The 13,434-nt window shown below is 52.9% G+C and carries 24 protein-coding genes; all 24 read left to right on the top strand.

The window, feature by feature from the left end:
• The first annotated feature begins 4 nt into the window (after window positions 1–4).
• The 24 genes from rpsL (at window position 5) to rpmD (ending at window position 13,434) form a co-directional block, all read left to right on the top strand.
• The gene (gene rpsL / locus RBH33_RS15870; protein WP_306733202.1) at window positions 5–376 is read left to right on the top strand and encodes a 30S ribosomal protein S12; all 372 of its coding nucleotides are present in this window, start codon (window positions 5–7) and stop codon (window positions 374–376) included.
• Window positions 377–501: 125 nt separating this feature from the next.
• Window positions 502–972 carry a 30S ribosomal protein S7 gene (gene rpsG, locus RBH33_RS15865; protein WP_306733201.1) on the top strand — a complete coding sequence of 157 codons (471 nt, stop codon included), beginning with the start codon at window positions 502–504 and terminating at the stop codon, window positions 970–972.
• An 81-nt stretch (window positions 973–1,053) separates the two neighbouring features.
• A complete protein-coding gene (fusA, locus tag RBH33_RS15860; RefSeq protein ID WP_306733200.1) occupies window positions 1,054–3,174 on the top strand; it encodes an elongation factor G in 2,121 nt (706 codons plus the stop codon).
• A 32-nt stretch (window positions 3,175–3,206) separates the two neighbouring features.
• Window positions 3,207–4,433 (top strand): elongation factor Tu, encoded by a 1,227-nt coding sequence (gene tuf, locus RBH33_RS15855; RefSeq protein WP_306733199.1) that lies wholly within the window; start codon window positions 3,207–3,209, stop codon window positions 4,431–4,433.
• Between the two features lie 237 nt (window positions 4,434–4,670).
• A complete protein-coding gene (gene rpsJ, locus RBH33_RS15850) occupies window positions 4,671–4,982 on the top strand; it encodes a 30S ribosomal protein S10 (protein WP_007644456.1) in 312 nt (103 codons plus the stop codon).
• Window positions 4,983–5,082: 100 nt separating this feature from the next.
• Complete coding sequence (gene rplC / locus RBH33_RS15845; RefSeq protein WP_306733198.1) at window positions 5,083–5,727, top strand: 50S ribosomal protein L3; 645 nt, start codon at window positions 5,083–5,085, stop codon at window positions 5,725–5,727.
• 19 nt (window positions 5,728–5,746) lie between these two features.
• Window positions 5,747–6,361 (top strand): 50S ribosomal protein L4, encoded by a 615-nt coding sequence (gene rplD, locus RBH33_RS15840; RefSeq protein WP_306733197.1) that lies wholly within the window; start codon window positions 5,747–5,749, stop codon window positions 6,359–6,361.
• On the top strand, window positions 6,358–6,654 hold the full coding sequence (rplW, locus tag RBH33_RS15835; RefSeq protein ID WP_306733196.1) for a 50S ribosomal protein L23: 297 nt from the start codon (window positions 6,358–6,360) through the stop codon (window positions 6,652–6,654). Before rplD ends, rplW begins: the two co-directional genes overlap by 4 nt.
• 13 nt (window positions 6,655–6,667) lie before the next feature.
• On the top strand, window positions 6,668–7,495 hold the full coding sequence (gene rplB, locus RBH33_RS15830; protein WP_306733195.1) for a 50S ribosomal protein L2: 828 nt from the start codon (window positions 6,668–6,670) through the stop codon (window positions 7,493–7,495).
• 33 nt (window positions 7,496–7,528) lie between these two features.
• Complete coding sequence (gene rpsS, locus RBH33_RS15825; RefSeq protein WP_306733194.1) at window positions 7,529–7,807, top strand: 30S ribosomal protein S19; 279 nt, start codon at window positions 7,529–7,531, stop codon at window positions 7,805–7,807.
• 27 nt (window positions 7,808–7,834) lie between these two features.
• Window positions 7,835–8,167, top strand: coding sequence for a 50S ribosomal protein L22 (rplV, locus tag RBH33_RS15820; protein ID WP_306733193.1), 333 nt, complete (start codon window positions 7,835–7,837; stop codon window positions 8,165–8,167).
• A 13-nt stretch (window positions 8,168–8,180) separates the two neighbouring features.
• Window positions 8,181–8,861, top strand: coding sequence for a 30S ribosomal protein S3 (rpsC, locus tag RBH33_RS15815; RefSeq protein ID WP_306733192.1), 681 nt, complete (start codon window positions 8,181–8,183; stop codon window positions 8,859–8,861).
• Window positions 8,862–8,873: 12 nt separating this feature from the next.
• The gene (gene rplP / locus RBH33_RS15810) at window positions 8,874–9,287 is read left to right on the top strand and encodes a 50S ribosomal protein L16 (protein ID WP_306733191.1); all 414 of its coding nucleotides are present in this window, start codon (window positions 8,874–8,876) and stop codon (window positions 9,285–9,287) included.
• Window positions 9,287–9,478 (top strand): 50S ribosomal protein L29, encoded by a 192-nt coding sequence (gene rpmC / locus RBH33_RS15805; protein WP_306733190.1) that lies wholly within the window; start codon window positions 9,287–9,289, stop codon window positions 9,476–9,478. Before rplP ends, rpmC begins: the two co-directional genes overlap by 1 nt.
• Before the next feature lie 2 nt (window positions 9,479–9,480).
• Window positions 9,481–9,747, top strand: coding sequence for a 30S ribosomal protein S17 (rpsQ, locus tag RBH33_RS15800; RefSeq protein WP_306733189.1), 267 nt, complete (start codon window positions 9,481–9,483; stop codon window positions 9,745–9,747).
• Between the two features lie 35 nt (window positions 9,748–9,782).
• A complete protein-coding gene (rplN, locus tag RBH33_RS15795) occupies window positions 9,783–10,151 on the top strand; it encodes a 50S ribosomal protein L14 (RefSeq protein ID WP_306733188.1) in 369 nt (122 codons plus the stop codon).
• Window positions 10,152–10,184: 33 nt separating this feature from the next.
• Window positions 10,185–10,499: a 50S ribosomal protein L24 gene (rplX, locus tag RBH33_RS15790; protein ID WP_306733187.1), complete on the top strand. Its 315-nt coding sequence runs from the start codon at window positions 10,185–10,187 to the stop codon at window positions 10,497–10,499.
• A gap of 6 nt (window positions 10,500–10,505) precedes the next feature.
• Window positions 10,506–11,045, top strand: coding sequence for a 50S ribosomal protein L5 (rplE, locus tag RBH33_RS15785; protein WP_306733186.1), 540 nt, complete (start codon window positions 10,506–10,508; stop codon window positions 11,043–11,045).
• Between the two features lie 9 nt (window positions 11,046–11,054).
• Entirely contained in the window at window positions 11,055–11,360 is a 306-nt protein-coding gene (gene rpsN, locus RBH33_RS15780; protein WP_306733185.1) for a 30S ribosomal protein S14, read from the top strand.
• 31 nt (window positions 11,361–11,391) lie between these two features.
• A complete protein-coding gene (rpsH, locus tag RBH33_RS15775; protein ID WP_306733184.1) occupies window positions 11,392–11,784 on the top strand; it encodes a 30S ribosomal protein S8 in 393 nt (130 codons plus the stop codon).
• Between the two features lie 12 nt (window positions 11,785–11,796).
• Window positions 11,797–12,330: a 50S ribosomal protein L6 gene (rplF, locus tag RBH33_RS15770; protein ID WP_306733183.1), complete on the top strand. Its 534-nt coding sequence runs from the start codon at window positions 11,797–11,799 to the stop codon at window positions 12,328–12,330.
• A 9-nt stretch (window positions 12,331–12,339) separates the two neighbouring features.
• Entirely contained in the window at window positions 12,340–12,690 is a 351-nt protein-coding gene (gene rplR / locus RBH33_RS15765) for a 50S ribosomal protein L18 (RefSeq protein WP_306733182.1), read from the top strand.
• A 10-nt stretch (window positions 12,691–12,700) separates the two neighbouring features.
• Window positions 12,701–13,210, top strand: a complete 510-nt coding sequence (gene rpsE, locus RBH33_RS15760) for a 30S ribosomal protein S5 (RefSeq protein ID WP_306733181.1) — start codon at window positions 12,701–12,703, stop codon at window positions 13,208–13,210.
• Between the two features lie 38 nt (window positions 13,211–13,248).
• Window positions 13,249–13,434, top strand: a complete 186-nt coding sequence (rpmD, locus tag RBH33_RS15755; protein WP_306733180.1) for a 50S ribosomal protein L30 — start codon at window positions 13,249–13,251, stop codon at window positions 13,432–13,434.

Raw genomic sequence — 13,434 nt, 5'->3', positions numbered from 1 at the left:
TTTCATGGCAACGATCAACCAGTTGGTTCGTAAGCCGAGAAAACGTAAGGTTCAAAAGAGCGATGTACCTGCTCTGCAAGGCAACCCGCAAAAGCGCGGTGTCTGTACCCGCGTTTATACCACCACCCCGAAAAAGCCGAACTCAGCGCTACGGAAAGTATGCCGTGTGCGTTTGACCAACGGTTTTGAAGTTTCTTCCTATATTGGTGGTGAAGGGCACAACTTGCAGGAGCACAGCGTGGTGCTGATTCGCGGCGGTCGTGTAAAAGACTTGCCGGGTGTTCGTTATCACACCGTGCGTGGTTCGCTGGATACCTCTGGTGTCAGCAACCGTAAGCAGGGTCGTTCCAAATACGGTACCAAGCGTCCTAAGTAAGCGCAGCTTACTGGACTACGTTTTCGGAGCTAAGCTGGCCGTCAGCCAGTGAGAACCGAGTAAGGCCAAGCAAAGCCGGTAATCAGGCTTTCGTCTTGGGTCATTCCTGAAGAGAGGCTATTAACATGCCAAGAAGAAGAGTTGTCGCCAAGCGCGAGATTTTGCCGGATCCGAAATACGGCAATGTAACCCTGGCGAAATTTATGAACCACGTAATGATCAGTGGTAAGAAATCTGTTGCCGAAAAAATTGTCTACGGTGCGCTGGCCGAAGTTAAGGCCAAGAGCAATCGTGACCCCATCGAGGTGTTCGATGAGGCGCTGGAAAACATCGCGCCGCTGGTGGAAGTGAAATCCCGCCGTGTGGGTGGCGCGACCTACCAGGTTCCGGTAGAAGTACGCCCCTCTCGTCGTACCGCTCTGGCGATGCGCTGGTTGGTGGATTTCTCGCGTAACCGCGGTGAAAAATCCATGCCCCAGCGTTTGGCCGGTGAGCTGATGGATGCGTCACAGGGCAAGGGCAACGCGGTGCGCAAGCGTGAAGACGTTCATCGCATGGCCGAAGCCAACAAGGCTTTCTCACACTTCCGCTTCTAAGGGTTGTGTGATGTGAGTAAGGAGGCAGCATCACGCTGCCTTTTTACTTTATTACGAATTTGCAATATTGGAGATACAGCCGTGGCACGTAAAACTCCTATCGCACGCTACCGCAACATCGGTATATGTGCCCACGTTGACGCTGGTAAAACGACAACTACCGAGCGCGTCTTGTTTTATACCGGTCTGTCGCACAAGTTGGGTGAGGTGCACGAGGGTGCCGCCACTATGGACTGGATGGAGCAAGAGCAGGAGCGTGGGATCACCATCACTTCAGCCGCTACCACCTGTTTCTGGAGTGGTATGCAGCAGCAGTTCGATGAGCATCGCGTGAACATCATCGATACGCCGGGACACGTTGACTTTACCATTGAAGTTGAGCGTTCTCTGCGGGTTCTCGATGGAGCGGTAGTCGTGCTGTGTGGCTCCTCTGGTGTTCAGCCTCAGACCGAGACTGTGTGGCGTCAGGCCAACAAGTACGAAGTGCCACGCATGGTGTTCGTCAATAAAATGGACCGTACCGGTGCCAACTATTTGCGTGTGGTCGAGCAGCTGAGAACCCGTTTGGGTGCCACGGCTGTCCCCATTCAAATGACCATTGGTAGCGAAGAAGATTTTAAAGGTGTCGTCGATCTGGTGCTGATGAAAGCCATCCTCTGGAGCGAAGCGGACCAGGGTATGACCTTTGAGTATGGCGACATCCCGGCTGATATTAAGGACACGTGCGACGAGTTGCGCGAAAACCTGATTGAGGCGGCTGCTGAAGGCAGCGAAGAGCTGATGGAAAAGTACCTGGAAGGTGGTGAGCTGACGGTTGAGGAGATCAAATTCGGTCTTCGCGCGCGCACCCTGGCCAACGAAATTGTTTTGGTGCTGGGTGGATCCGCCTTTAAGAACAAGGGCGTGCAAGCCGTATTGGATGCGGTTATCGAGTATCTGCCCGCTCCAAACCAGGTGCGTGCTATCGAAGGTATTCTGGACGACGGTAAAGATACTGTGGCGGTGCGGGAAGCGGACGACGATGCTCCCTTTTCGGCCTTGGCATTTAAGATCGCTACTGACCCCTTTGTGGGCACGCTGACCTTCTTCCGTGTGTATTCGGGCAAGCTGAATTCTGGTGACTCCGTTTACAACCCGGTTAAGAGCAAGAAAGAGCGTGTTGGTCGTATGGTGCAAATGCACGCCAACAACCGGGAAGAGATTAAAGAAGTACTTTCCGGTGATATCGCTGCTGCTGTAGGCCTGAAAGACGTAACCACTGGGGACACCCTGTGTGACGTCAACAATGTCATCACTCTGGAGCGCATGGAATTCCCGGATCCGGTCATTTCTGTGGCTGTTGAGCCCAAAACTAAAGCTGACCAAGAAAAAATGGGTGTGGCGTTGGGTAAGTTGGCTCAGGAAGATCCCTCCTTCCAGGTTAAGACTGACGAAGAAACTGGCCAAACCATTATTTCCGGTATGGGTGAGTTGCACCTGGACATTATCGTTGACCGCATGCGTCGCGAGTTCAAGGTAGAAGCCAATATCGGTAAGCCGCAAGTGGCTTACCGTGAGCGGATTCAGAATACCTGTGAAATCGAAGGCAAGTTTGTGCGTCAATCCGGTGGTCGCGGTCAGTACGGTCACGTCTGGATCCGTTTTGCGCCGGGCGAAGATGCCGATGCGGAAGGTTTGCAGTTCGTGAACGAAATCGTTGGCGGTACCGTACCCAAAGAGTACATTCCGGCCGTCCAAAAAGGTATTGCAGAGCAGATGCAGAACGGTGTTCTGGCTGGTTACCCGCTCCTGGGCCTTAAGGCGACCCTGTACGACGGTTCGTTCCATGATGTTGACTCCAACGAGATGGCCTTTAAAATTGCTGCGTCCATGGCGACCAAGAAGTTGGCCCAGCAAGGCGGCGCCGTTTTGCTAGAGCCAATGATGAAGGTGGAAGTTGTAACACCCGAAGAGAACATGGGTGACGTGGTGGGTGATCTCAACCGTCGTCGCGGCATTATTTTGGGTATGGAAGAAAGCGTGGGCATGGGTAAGATTGTGAACGCTGAGGTGCCGCTGGCCGAGATGTTCGGTTACGCGACCGACCTGCGTTCCGCTACCCAGGGTCGTGCTACGTACACCATGGAGTTCCTGCACTACGCCGAAGCGCCTCGTAACGTTGCCGACGAAGTGATTGCCAAGAGCCAAGTGGCTAAAGACTAATTGTTGATTTGCTAATTTAGAGGATTAATACAGTGGCTAAAGAGAAGTTTGAGCGGAAGAAGCCCCACGTCAACGTGGGCACCATCGGTCACGTAGACCACGGTAAAACCACCCTGACCGCGGCGCTGACCCGCGTGTGTCACGAAGTTTGGGGTAGCGGTGCAGCCGTGGCCTTCGACGGTATCGACAATGCCCCGGAAGAGCGTGAGCGCGGTATCACTATCGCCACCTCCCACGTGGAATATGACTCGCCCACGCGTCACTACGCACACGTGGACTGCCCGGGTCACGCCGACTACGTGAAAAACATGATCACCGGTGCCGCTCAAATGGACGGCGCTATTCTGGTTTGTGGTGCCACCGATGGCCCCATGCCGCAAACTCGCGAGCACATCCTGCTGTCTCGTCAGGTAGGCGTTCCTTTTATCGTCGTATTCCTGAACAAAGCCGACTTGCTGGCTGAAGACTGTGGCGGTGTTGGTACCGACGAGTACAACGAAATGCTGGAGCTGGTGGAAATGGAGCTGCGTGAGCTGCTCGAGACCTACGAGTTCCCAGGCGACGACACTCCGATCATTGCCGGTTCTGCCTTGATGGCCCTGAACGGCGAAGACGACAACGAGCTGGGCACCACCGCTGTTAAAAAGCTGGTTGAGACTCTGGATGCTTACATCCCCGAGCCCGAGCGCGCTATTGATCAGCCATTCCTGATGCCCGTAGAAGACGTATTCTCCATCTCTGGTCGCGGTACCGTTGTGACCGGTCGTGTTGAGCGTGGCATCGTTAAAGTCGGTGAAGAGCTCGAGATCGTGGGCCTGAAAGACACCACCAAAACCGTTTGTACCGGTGTGGAAATGTTCCGCAAAATGCTCGACGAAGGTCGTGCCGGTGAAAACGTGGGTGTGTTGCTGCGCGGCACCAAGCGCGACGAAGTTGAGCGTGGCCAAGTATTGGTCAAGCCCGGCTCAGTGAAGCCGCACGTTAAGTTTGAAGCCGAAGTGTACGTACTGTCTAAAGAAGAAGGTGGTCGTCACACCCCGTTCTTCAAAGGCTATCGTCCGCAGTTCTACTTCCGCACCACCGACGTAACAGGCGCTTGTGAGCTGCCTGAGGGCGTAGAAATGGTTATGCCGGGTGACAACGTCAAAATGGACGTCACTCTGATTCACCCCATCGCCATGGAAGACGGTTTGCGCTTCGCAGTTCGCGAAGGTGGCCGTACCGTAGGTGCGGGCGTGGTAGCTAAGATTATCGAGTAAATCTGGCTATGCCGGAAAAAGGGCCTCTGTGGAGGCCCTTTTTTTATGTAACTTTCTGATTTTTAATGTTTTTTGGCGGACAAGTAAATATTTAGGCCAGTCTTTGGTATTTCCCTTGACAGGCATCGGGTCCGCCATTAGAATTGCGCCTCCATTTTGCAGGGGATCATCGGGCCAAGCTCGGATCACAGCCGATTTGGATTGTTCTTTAAAGTATATTATTGGAGTTTGGTTCACATGCAGAATCAACGCATTCGGATTCGCCTGAAGGCCTTTGATCATAAGCTCATCGATGCCTCCACACAGGAAATTGTTGAGACCGCAAAGCGCACAGGTGCCCAGGTGCGGGGACCGATTCCGCTGCCGACTCGCAAAGAGCGCTTCACTGTACTGATTTCGCCGCACGTTAACAAAGATGCCCGTGATCAGTATGAGATTCGTACACACAAGCGTTTGCTGGATATTGTAGAGCCTACTGAAAAAACTGTCGATGCCCTGATGAAGCTGGATTTGGCTGCGGGTGTAGAGGTGCAAATTAGTCTCGGCTAGTAAATGTTAAGGCTTGGTCGCAGGTGTGGCCAAGCTGTGTAACGCTCTGAAATGGGCGGCCATAGCGGGTAAAAGCCCCGTACACTGAGAGGTTAGCAACATGACGATTGGTATTGTCGGCCGCAAGAGCGGCATGACTCGTATATTTACCGATGATGGTGTTTCCATTCCTGTTTCTGTGATTGAGGTTTCTCCCAATCGCATCACCCAGGTCAAGAATGTAGAAACCGACGGTTACTCTGCTGTGCAGGTCACCGTAGGGTCTCGTCGTGCCTCACGCGTTGGCAAGCCCCTTGCCGGCCACTTCGCTAAAGCTAATGCTGAAGCAGGTCGCGGTTTGTGGGAATTGCGTAACGACAATCAAGAAGCTTTTGAAGTTGGTGGCGAGATTACTGTGGACGCTTTTGAGGCGGGACAGAAAATCGACGTTACCGGCTCTTCCAAGGGTAAAGGTTTTGCCGGTGTCGTAAAGCGTTGGAATTTTTCCATGCAAGACGCGACCCACGGTAACTCACTTTCTCATCGTGCGCCCGGTTCTATCGGACAATGTCAGACTCCGGGTCGTGTCTTTAAGGGCAAAAAGATGGCTGGTCACATGGGTTCCGAGCGGGTCACCGTTCAGAATCTAGAGGTGGTCAGGGTCGATGCTGAGCGTAATTTACTGCTGGTAAAGGGGGCGATACCTGGTGCTCCCGGTAGTGACGTCATCGTGCGTCTGGCAGTCAAAGCGCGCAGTAACGGTTAATGTCCGAGGAGAAACGACCATGGAATTAAATATTGTGACTCCCGGTGGCGCCAAAGGTACGGTAAGCGTGTCTGAGGTAGCTTTCGGTAAAGAATTTAATCAAGACTTGGTGCATCAGGCAGTGGTGGCTTACATGGCCGGCGCACGTCAGGGTACCAAGGCGCAGAAAACTCGCGCAGAAGTGTCCGGTGGCGGTAAGAAGCCCTGGCGCCAAAAGGGTACCGGTCGCGCTCGTGCTGGCACCATTCGCAGCCCCATCTGGCGTTCAGGTGGTGTGACGTTTGCTGCTAAGCCTCGGGATTTTGAGCAAAAGCTGAACAAGAAAATGTATCGGGCGGCGCTGCGCTGCATTCTGTCCGAACTGAATCGCCAAGAGCGTTTGGTTGTGGTTGAGGCCTTCGAGCTCGAAGCCCCCAAGACCAAAGATCTGGTGCAGAAGCTTGCTCAGTTCGACCTGTCTGAGGCGTTGATTGTGACAGAAGAAGTTAGTGAGAACCTTTACTTGGCTTCCCGCAACCTTCATAAAGTTGCAGTGAGTGATGTTCAAGGCGTCGATCCAGTATCCCTGGTCGGGTTCGACAAGGTCGTGATGACTGTTCCGGCCCTGAAAAAATTCGAGGAGATTCTGGCATGAACCGTGAGCGTATCTATAAAGTGTTGCTGGGCCCGGTAGTGTCCGAAAAAGCTTCCATGGCTTCCGAGGCTGGCAACCAAGTGGTGTTCAAAGTTTTGCCGGATGCCACCAAGCTAGAAATTAAGCATGCTGTTCAGGCGTTGTTCGATGTAAAAGTTGAGCAAGTGCGTGTCCTAAACGTCAAGGGTAAGACCAAGCGTACCCGTTTTGGTGTTGGCAGACGCAGTGACTGGAAAAAAGCATACGTTCGTCTCGAGCAGGGTCAGGATATCGACTTTGCGGTAGCTGAGTAAGAGGATTGTTGCAATGGCTATTGTAAAACGTAAACCAACCTCGCCCGGTCGCCGCTTTGTCGTAAGTGTCGTTAATCCGGACTTGCACAAAGGGGCGCCATACGCGCCGCTGTTGGAAAAAAAATCGAAAACTGGCGGCCGCAATAGCGGTGGTCGAATCACTACCCGTCATGTTGGTGGTGGTCACAAGCAGCACTACCGGATGATTGATTTTCGTCGTAACAAAGACGGAATTCCGGCAACCGTAGAGCGCATTGAGTACGATCCGAATCGTACCGCTTATATTGCTCTGGTTTGTTATGCCGATGGTGAGCGTAGATACATTATCGCCCCTAAAGGTGTCGCTGCCGGCGATCAGATTCAGTCCGGTGAGGCTGCTCCGATTAAAGCTGGCAATACCTTGCCTTTGCGCAACGTGCCCCTGGGCAGTATTGTGCATTGCGTAGAGTTGAAGCCGGGCAAGGGTGCGCAGATTGCTCGCTCTGCTGGTGCCTCTGCTAGCCTGGTGGCTAGAGATGGCAGTCACGCCACCTTGCGCTTGCGTAGTGGTGAGACTCGTAAGGTTCTGGTTGAGTGCAGGGCGACATTGGGCGAAGTGTCCAATAGCGAGCACAGCTTGCGTTCTCTGGGTAAGGCCGGTGCTAAGCGCTGGCGCGGTGTTCGCCCTACGGTTCGTGGTGTAGCCATGAACCCGGTGGATCACCCGCACGGTGGTGGTGAGGGTCGCACTTCTGGTGGCCGTCACCCAGTATCTCCATGGGGTACGCCCACCAAGGGCTACAAAACGCGCAAGAATAAGCGCACTACTAAGATGATAGTACGTCGTCGCACTAAGAAATAAGCGACAATCTACCAGCTGAGTGAGGAAGCAACAGTGCCACGTTCACTGAAGAAAGGTCCTTTTATCGATCTTCACCTGATAAAGAAGGTCGAAACAGCGATCGAAAGTAATGATCGTCGTCCAATCAAAACTTGGTCGCGGCGCTCGATGGTTATGCCGGAAATGGTGGGTCTGACCCTCGCGGTGCATAACGGTCGTCAGCACGTGCCAGTTCTGGTTAACGAAGAGATGGTTGGACATAAACTGGGCGAATTTGCAGCCACCCGCACGTATCGGGGCCATGTTGCAGATAAGAAAGCTAAGAAGCGCTAAGCGCTTAAGTGCCTACGAGGTAACACGATGGAAGTAGCAGCAAAATTGAGCGGTGCTCGCCTGTCAGCGCAGAAAGCGCGCCTGGTGGCCGATCAGATTCGCGGGAAAGGCGTAGAAGAGGCTCTTGACCTTTTGGCCTTTAGCCCGAAGAAGGGCGCTGCGTTGATTAAGAAAGTGCTTGAGTCTGCGATTGCCAATGCAGAGCATAACGAAGGCGCTGATGTTGACGAGTTGAAGGTTTCTACGATCTTTGTCGATGAGGGCTTGCATATGAAGCGTATCAAGCCGCGCGCCAAAGGTCGGGCTGATCGCATCCTTAAGCGCACTTGTCATATCACCGTAAAAGTAGCCGACCAGTAAGAGAGCAGGCGTTATGGGTCAGAAAGTACATCCGACAGGTATTCGTCTGGGTATCGTCAAGAAGCACACCTCTATATGGTATGCCGGCGATGATAACTATGCAGACAAACTAAACAACGATTTGAGCGTGCGCGCCTACATCTTGAAAAAGTTGGCCAGTGCATCCGTTAGTCGCGTCGATATTGAGCGGCCAGCCAATACTGCTCGCATCACTATTCATACGGCTCGTCCGGGGATTGTGATCGGCAAGAAGGGCGAGGATGTCGACAAGTTGCGCGCTGAAGTGAGCAGGCAAATGGGTGTGCCCGTGCACATCAATATCGAAGAGATTCGTAAGCCTGATCTGGATGCTGCTCTTGTGGCTCAAAATGTTGCGCAACAGCTGGAGCGTCGTGTGATGTTCCGCCGAGCCATGAAGCGTGCCGTTCAAAACGCCATGCGTCAGGGTGCGGAAGGTATCAAAATTCAGGTGGGTGGTCGCCTGGGTGGTGCCGAGATTGCACGTAGCGAGTGGTATCGTGAAGGTCGTGTGCCCCTGCACACTCTGCGGGCGGACATAGATTACTCCGCGGCCGAAGCGTCCACTACCTACGGGATCATCGGTGTGAAAGTTTGGATTTTCAAGGGCGAAGTCATCGGCAACGAAGTTGAAGCTGACGCTACGCCTAAGAAAAAAGGCTCTAAAGCTAAGTAAGGGGTACGCAAGATGCTGCAACCAAAGCGTACGAAGTTTCGCAAGCAAATGAAGGGCCGCAACCGCGGCTTAGCCCATCGTGGCTCCAAAGTAAGCTTTGGTGATTTTGGCTTGAAGGCAACTGGTCGGGGTCGTCTGACGGCGCGTCAAATTGAGGCGGCTCGTCGTGCGATGACACGTCACATTAAGCGTGGCGGTAAAATCTGGATCCGCGTGTTCCCGGATAAGCCCATTACCGAGAAGCCTCTGGAAGTTCGTCAGGGTAAAGGTAAAGGTAACGTTGAATATTGGGTAGCACAGATTCGCCCTGGGAAGGTTCTCTATGAGATGGACGGTGTGAGCGAAGAGCTCGCCCGGGAAGCTTTCTCACTGGCCGCGGCTAAGCTGCCTATTACTACAACATTCGTAAAACGGTCGGTGATGTAATGAAAGCTTCAGAACTCGAGCGAAAAACCGTTGAAGAATTGAACAGCGAGCTGCTCGATCAAATGAAAGAGCAGTTTAAGCTTCGCATGCAGGCGGCGACTGGCCAGTTGGGCCAGACCCACTTGCTGCGGCAGAATCGCAGAGATATTGCTCGAATCAAGACGGTGCTTAAACAGAAGGCAGGTAATTAACGATGACTCAGGCAGATAAACTGGCTCGTACACTGACCGGTCGAGTGGTCAGCAACAAGATGGACAAAACTGTCACTGTGCTGATCGAACGCCGTGTTAAGCACGAACTGTACGGAAAGTACGTGAGCAAGTCATCAAAGCTTAAAGCGCATGACGAAGGCAATGAGTGTAAGATTGGCGACCTAGTGACAATCGCTGAATCTCGTCCTCTGTCCAAGACCAAGTCATGGGCGTTGGTGAAAATTGAAGAGCGCGCCACTGTAATCTAACTGATTCAGGCGACTATTAGTTTCGGAGACGGACGATGATTCAAACAGAAAGTTACCTGGATGTCGCTGACAACAGCGGCGCCCGCCGGGTCATGTGCATCAAGGTTCTTGGCGGCTCCCATCGTCGTTATGCCGCCGTTGGCGACATCATCAAAGTGACGGTGAAAGAGGCCATACCTCGCGGTAAGGTTAAGAAAGGACAGGTAATGAATGCGGTGGTTGTACGCACTAAGAAAGGCGTGCGTCGTCAGGACGGTTCATTGATCAAGTTTGATGACAATGCTGCTGTGCTTCTGAACAACCAAGATGCTCCGGTTGGAACCCGTATTTTTGGGCCTGTGACGCGCGAGTTGCGTGGCGAAAAGTTCATGAAAATCATTTCTTTGGCGCCGGAAGTGCTTTAAAGCACGCTGGTGTGGAGAATCGAGGGCAGACAGATGCGAAAGATTAAACGTGATGACGAAGTGATTGTTATCGCCGGTCGCGACAAGGGCAAGCGTGGGAAAGTGACCCGTGTAATGACCGATGGTCGCCTTATGGTTTCCGGCGTCAACATGATCAAAAAGCACCAAAAACCGAATCCGCAAATGGGCGTGCCCGGCGGAATCATCGAAAAAGAAGCGGCGATTCAAGCTTCAAACGTTGCCATCTACAACCCGGCAACGAAAAAAGCGGATCGCGTCGGCTTTAAAGTTGAAGGCGATAAGAAGATTCGCGTCTTCAAATCCAATGGCGAAGCCGTAGAGGCGTAAGTAGACATGGCTAGGCTAAAAGCAAAGTATCGTAACGAGCTGGCACCCAAACTTAAAGAAGAGTTAGGTCTGGCGAACGTAATGGAAGTCCCCAAGATCACCAAGATCACCATTAATATGGGTGTGGGTGAAGCGGTTGGCGACAAGAAAATCCTGGATCACGCCGTTGGTGACCTGGAAAAGATCTGTGGTCAAAAGCCCATCGTGACCAAGGCTCGCAATTCTATTGCCGGCTTTAAGATCCGCGATGGCTGGCCGATTGGCTGCAAAGTGACCCTGCGTCAGGATCGGATGTACGAATTCCTTGACCGCCTGGTGTCCATTGCAATTCCGCGGATTCGTGACTTCCGTGGCATCAGCCCGAAACAGTTTGATGGCCGTGGCAACTTCTCCATGGGCGTGACTGAGCAAATTATCTTTCCTGAGATCGATTACGACAAGGTAGATAAACTGCGCGGTCTGGATATTTGTATTACCACTAGTGCACGGAACGACGATGAAGGGCGCGCCTTGCTGAAAGCGTTCAACTTCCCGTTCAAAGGTTAAGGGTAGCGTATGGCTAAGAAATCTATGGTGGCACGGGAAGTAAAACGTGCTCGTACGGTCGAAAGGTTCGCCGCCAAGCGTGCTGAACTGAAAGCAATTATTGTTAATCCTGCTTCTACGGAAGAGCAAGTTTGGGAAGCGCAAATTAAATTGCAGAAGATGCCCCGCGACGCCAGTGCCAGCCGCCAGCGTAATCGCTGCCGGGTTACTGGTCGCCCGCACGGTGTGTATCGGAAATTCGGCTTGTGTCGGCATAAATTGCGTGAAGCCGCCATGCGTGGGGACGTCCCCGGCCTGGTTAAGTCCAGCTGGTAAGCCCACGGCATAATTTTAGGAGCAGAATTCGATGAGCATGCAAGATCCATTGGCAGATATGCTGACCCGCATTCGCAATGCGCAGCAGGTGGGCAAAGCCACTGTCTCAATGCCTTCCTCTAAGTTGAAGGCCAGCGTCGCCAAAGTTCTCCAAGACGAGGGCTATGTCAAAGGCTTCTCGGTGAACGATGAAGCCAAGGCGGAGTTGACGATTGAGTTGAAATATTTCGAGGGTAAGCCGGTTATCGCTGAGTTGGATCGTGTCAGTCGCCCCGGTTTGCGCAGTTATGCTGGTAAAGACACGCTGCCGACTGTTCGCAGTGGTTTGGGTGTTGCGATCGTCTCTACCAGTAAAGGTGTAATGACTGATCGGGCCGCTCGCGCCGCAGGCGTTGGTGGCGAAGTCCTCTGCACAGTTTTTTAATGGGAAGTTGTCATGTCACGAGTTGCAAACAGTCCGGTTGAAGTACCTGCTGCTGTAAATGTCACCCTTCAAGGGCAAGACCTTACAGTTAAAGGCAGCAATGGTATGTTGGCTCTGGTCATTCATGAGCTGGTAGAGGTTAAGCAGGAAGATAACCTTCTTACCTTTTCCGCTCGGAATGGGGCCAAGCAGTCTCGAGCATTGGCGGGCACTATGCGTGCGCTGGTCAATGGTATGGTGGTCGGTGTTGATAAAGGCTTTGAGCAAAAGCTCCAGCTGGTCGGCGTCGGTTATCGTGCAAAGGTCGAGGGTAAAACTGTAAACCTGTCTTTGGGTTATTCGCAGCCTGTTAGTTATACCCTCCCGGAGGGTGTACAGGCCGAAACTCCGAGCCAGACAGAAATTGTACTTAAGAGCGCTGATAAGCAGCTGCTCGGTCAGGTAGCGTCGGAAATTCGCGCATTGCGTGAGCCAGAGCCTTATAAAGGCAAGGGCGTCCGATACGCTGATGAGCAAGTACGTCGTAAAGAAGCCAAGAAGAAGTAGGGCCAGGATATGAGCGATAAGAAGCAATCTCGTCTTCGCCGAGCGCGTCGTGCCCGAGCTAAGATTCGTGAGTTGGGCGTGAATCGCCTGGCTGTGCACCGCACTCCGCGGCATATATACGCGCAAGTAATTGCTGAAGACGGCGCTCGCGTAATTGCGAGTGCCTCCACTCTAGATAAAGAGCTGCGCGCCGGTAAAACTGGCAATGCTGATGCGGCTAAAGGGGTCGGCGCCTTAGTGGCCGAGCGCGCTAAAGCAGCCGGCGTTTCGCGGGTTGCCTTTGATCGCAGTGGCTTTAGGTATCACGGCCGAGTGAAGGCCCTGGCAGACGCTGCGCGTGAAGCTGGACTGGAATTCTAAGGGTTAAGATATGGCATACGCTAAGAAAGAAGAGAGCAACACTGAAGGCTTCCAGGAAAAGCTGGTTCAAGTCAATCGTGTTGCTAAGACGGTAAAGGGTGGTCGTATCTTCGCCTTTACTGCCCTGACAGTTGTCGGTGACGGTAACGGTAAAGTCGGTTTTGGTCGTGGCAAGGCGCGTGAAGTACCTGTGGCCATTCAAAAAGCGATGGAAGCGGCTCGCCGTAACATGATCAACGTTGAGTTGAAAGGCGATACCCTGCAGTACGCCACCAAGGGTCGTCATGGCGCCTCTAAAGTGTTTATGCAGCCCGCCTCTCAGGGTACCGGCGTTATTGCCGGCGGCGCGATGCGCTCAGTGCTGGAAATTGCCGGAGTGCAGAACGTTTTGGCTAAGTGCTACGGTTCTACCAATCCGGTGAACGTTGTTCGTGCCACGTTTAACGCGCTGAAAACCATGGCCTCTCCTTATGCCGTAGCGGCGAAGCGCGGCAAAAGCGTAGAAGACATTCTGAATTAATTGGCACGCGACAGTTATATTGATAGCGGAACACGACCATGGCTAAGAAGATGATTAAAGTGACCCAGGTTCGGAGCACAGCTGGCCGGTTGAAGAACCACAAGGCTTGCGTTACCGGTTTGGGCTTGCGCCGAATTAACCACACTGTTGAGGTGGAAGACACTCCCTCAGTTCGTGGCATGATTAACACAGTTAACTATCTGGTTAAGGTAGAGGGAGAGTAA

Origin of the sequence: Marinimicrobium hydrolyticum, from assembly GCF_030848505.1 — a bacterium.
In the GTDB taxonomy this organism is placed as follows: domain Bacteria; phylum Pseudomonadota; class Gammaproteobacteria; order Pseudomonadales; family Cellvibrionaceae; genus JAVDDU01.
The sequence above is the reverse complement of the archived record's forward strand: the minus strand, read 5'-3'. Positions and strand labels throughout refer to the sequence as shown.

Bases quoted from the DNA above. Each gene is read 5' to 3' on its own strand.
- rpsH (WP_306733184.1), top strand. From the start codon at position 11,392: ATGAGCATGCAAGATCCATTGGCAGATATGCTGACCCGCATTCGCAAT.
- rpmD (WP_306733180.1), top strand. From the start codon at position 13,249: ATGGCTAAGAAGATGATTAAAGTGACCCAGGTTCGGAGCACAGCTGGC.
- rplD (WP_306733197.1), top strand. From the start codon at position 5,747: ATGGAATTAAATATTGTGACTCCCGGTGGCGCCAAAGGTACGGTAAGC.
- rplX (WP_306733187.1), top strand. From the start codon at position 10,185: ATGCGAAAGATTAAACGTGATGACGAAGTGATTGTTATCGCCGGTCGC.
- rplP (WP_306733191.1), top strand. From the start codon at position 8,874: ATGCTGCAACCAAAGCGTACGAAGTTTCGCAAGCAAATGAAGGGCCGC.
- rpsN (WP_306733185.1), top strand. From the start codon at position 11,055: ATGGCTAAGAAATCTATGGTGGCACGGGAAGTAAAACGTGCTCGTACG.
- rplE (WP_306733186.1), top strand. From the start codon at position 10,506: ATGGCTAGGCTAAAAGCAAAGTATCGTAACGAGCTGGCACCCAAACTT.
- rpmC (WP_306733190.1), top strand. From the start codon at position 9,287: ATGAAAGCTTCAGAACTCGAGCGAAAAACCGTTGAAGAATTGAACAGC.
- rplR (WP_306733182.1), top strand. From the start codon at position 12,340: ATGAGCGATAAGAAGCAATCTCGTCTTCGCCGAGCGCGTCGTGCCCGA.
- rplC (WP_306733198.1), top strand. From the start codon at position 5,083: ATGACGATTGGTATTGTCGGCCGCAAGAGCGGCATGACTCGTATATTT.
- rpsJ (WP_007644456.1), top strand. From the start codon at position 4,671: ATGCAGAATCAACGCATTCGGATTCGCCTGAAGGCCTTTGATCATAAG.
- rpsG (WP_306733201.1), top strand. From the start codon at position 502: ATGCCAAGAAGAAGAGTTGTCGCCAAGCGCGAGATTTTGCCGGATCCG.
- rpsQ (WP_306733189.1), top strand. From the start codon at position 9,481: ATGACTCAGGCAGATAAACTGGCTCGTACACTGACCGGTCGAGTGGTC.
- rplW (WP_306733196.1), top strand. From the start codon at position 6,358: ATGAACCGTGAGCGTATCTATAAAGTGTTGCTGGGCCCGGTAGTGTCC.
- rplF (WP_306733183.1), top strand. From the start codon at position 11,797: ATGTCACGAGTTGCAAACAGTCCGGTTGAAGTACCTGCTGCTGTAAAT.
- rpsL (WP_306733202.1), top strand. From the start codon at position 5: ATGGCAACGATCAACCAGTTGGTTCGTAAGCCGAGAAAACGTAAGGTT.
- rpsC (WP_306733192.1), top strand. From the start codon at position 8,181: ATGGGTCAGAAAGTACATCCGACAGGTATTCGTCTGGGTATCGTCAAG.
- rplV (WP_306733193.1), top strand. From the start codon at position 7,835: ATGGAAGTAGCAGCAAAATTGAGCGGTGCTCGCCTGTCAGCGCAGAAA.
- rplB (WP_306733195.1), top strand. From the start codon at position 6,668: ATGGCTATTGTAAAACGTAAACCAACCTCGCCCGGTCGCCGCTTTGTC.
- rplN (WP_306733188.1), top strand. From the start codon at position 9,783: ATGATTCAAACAGAAAGTTACCTGGATGTCGCTGACAACAGCGGCGCC.
- rpsE (WP_306733181.1), top strand. From the start codon at position 12,701: ATGGCATACGCTAAGAAAGAAGAGAGCAACACTGAAGGCTTCCAGGAA.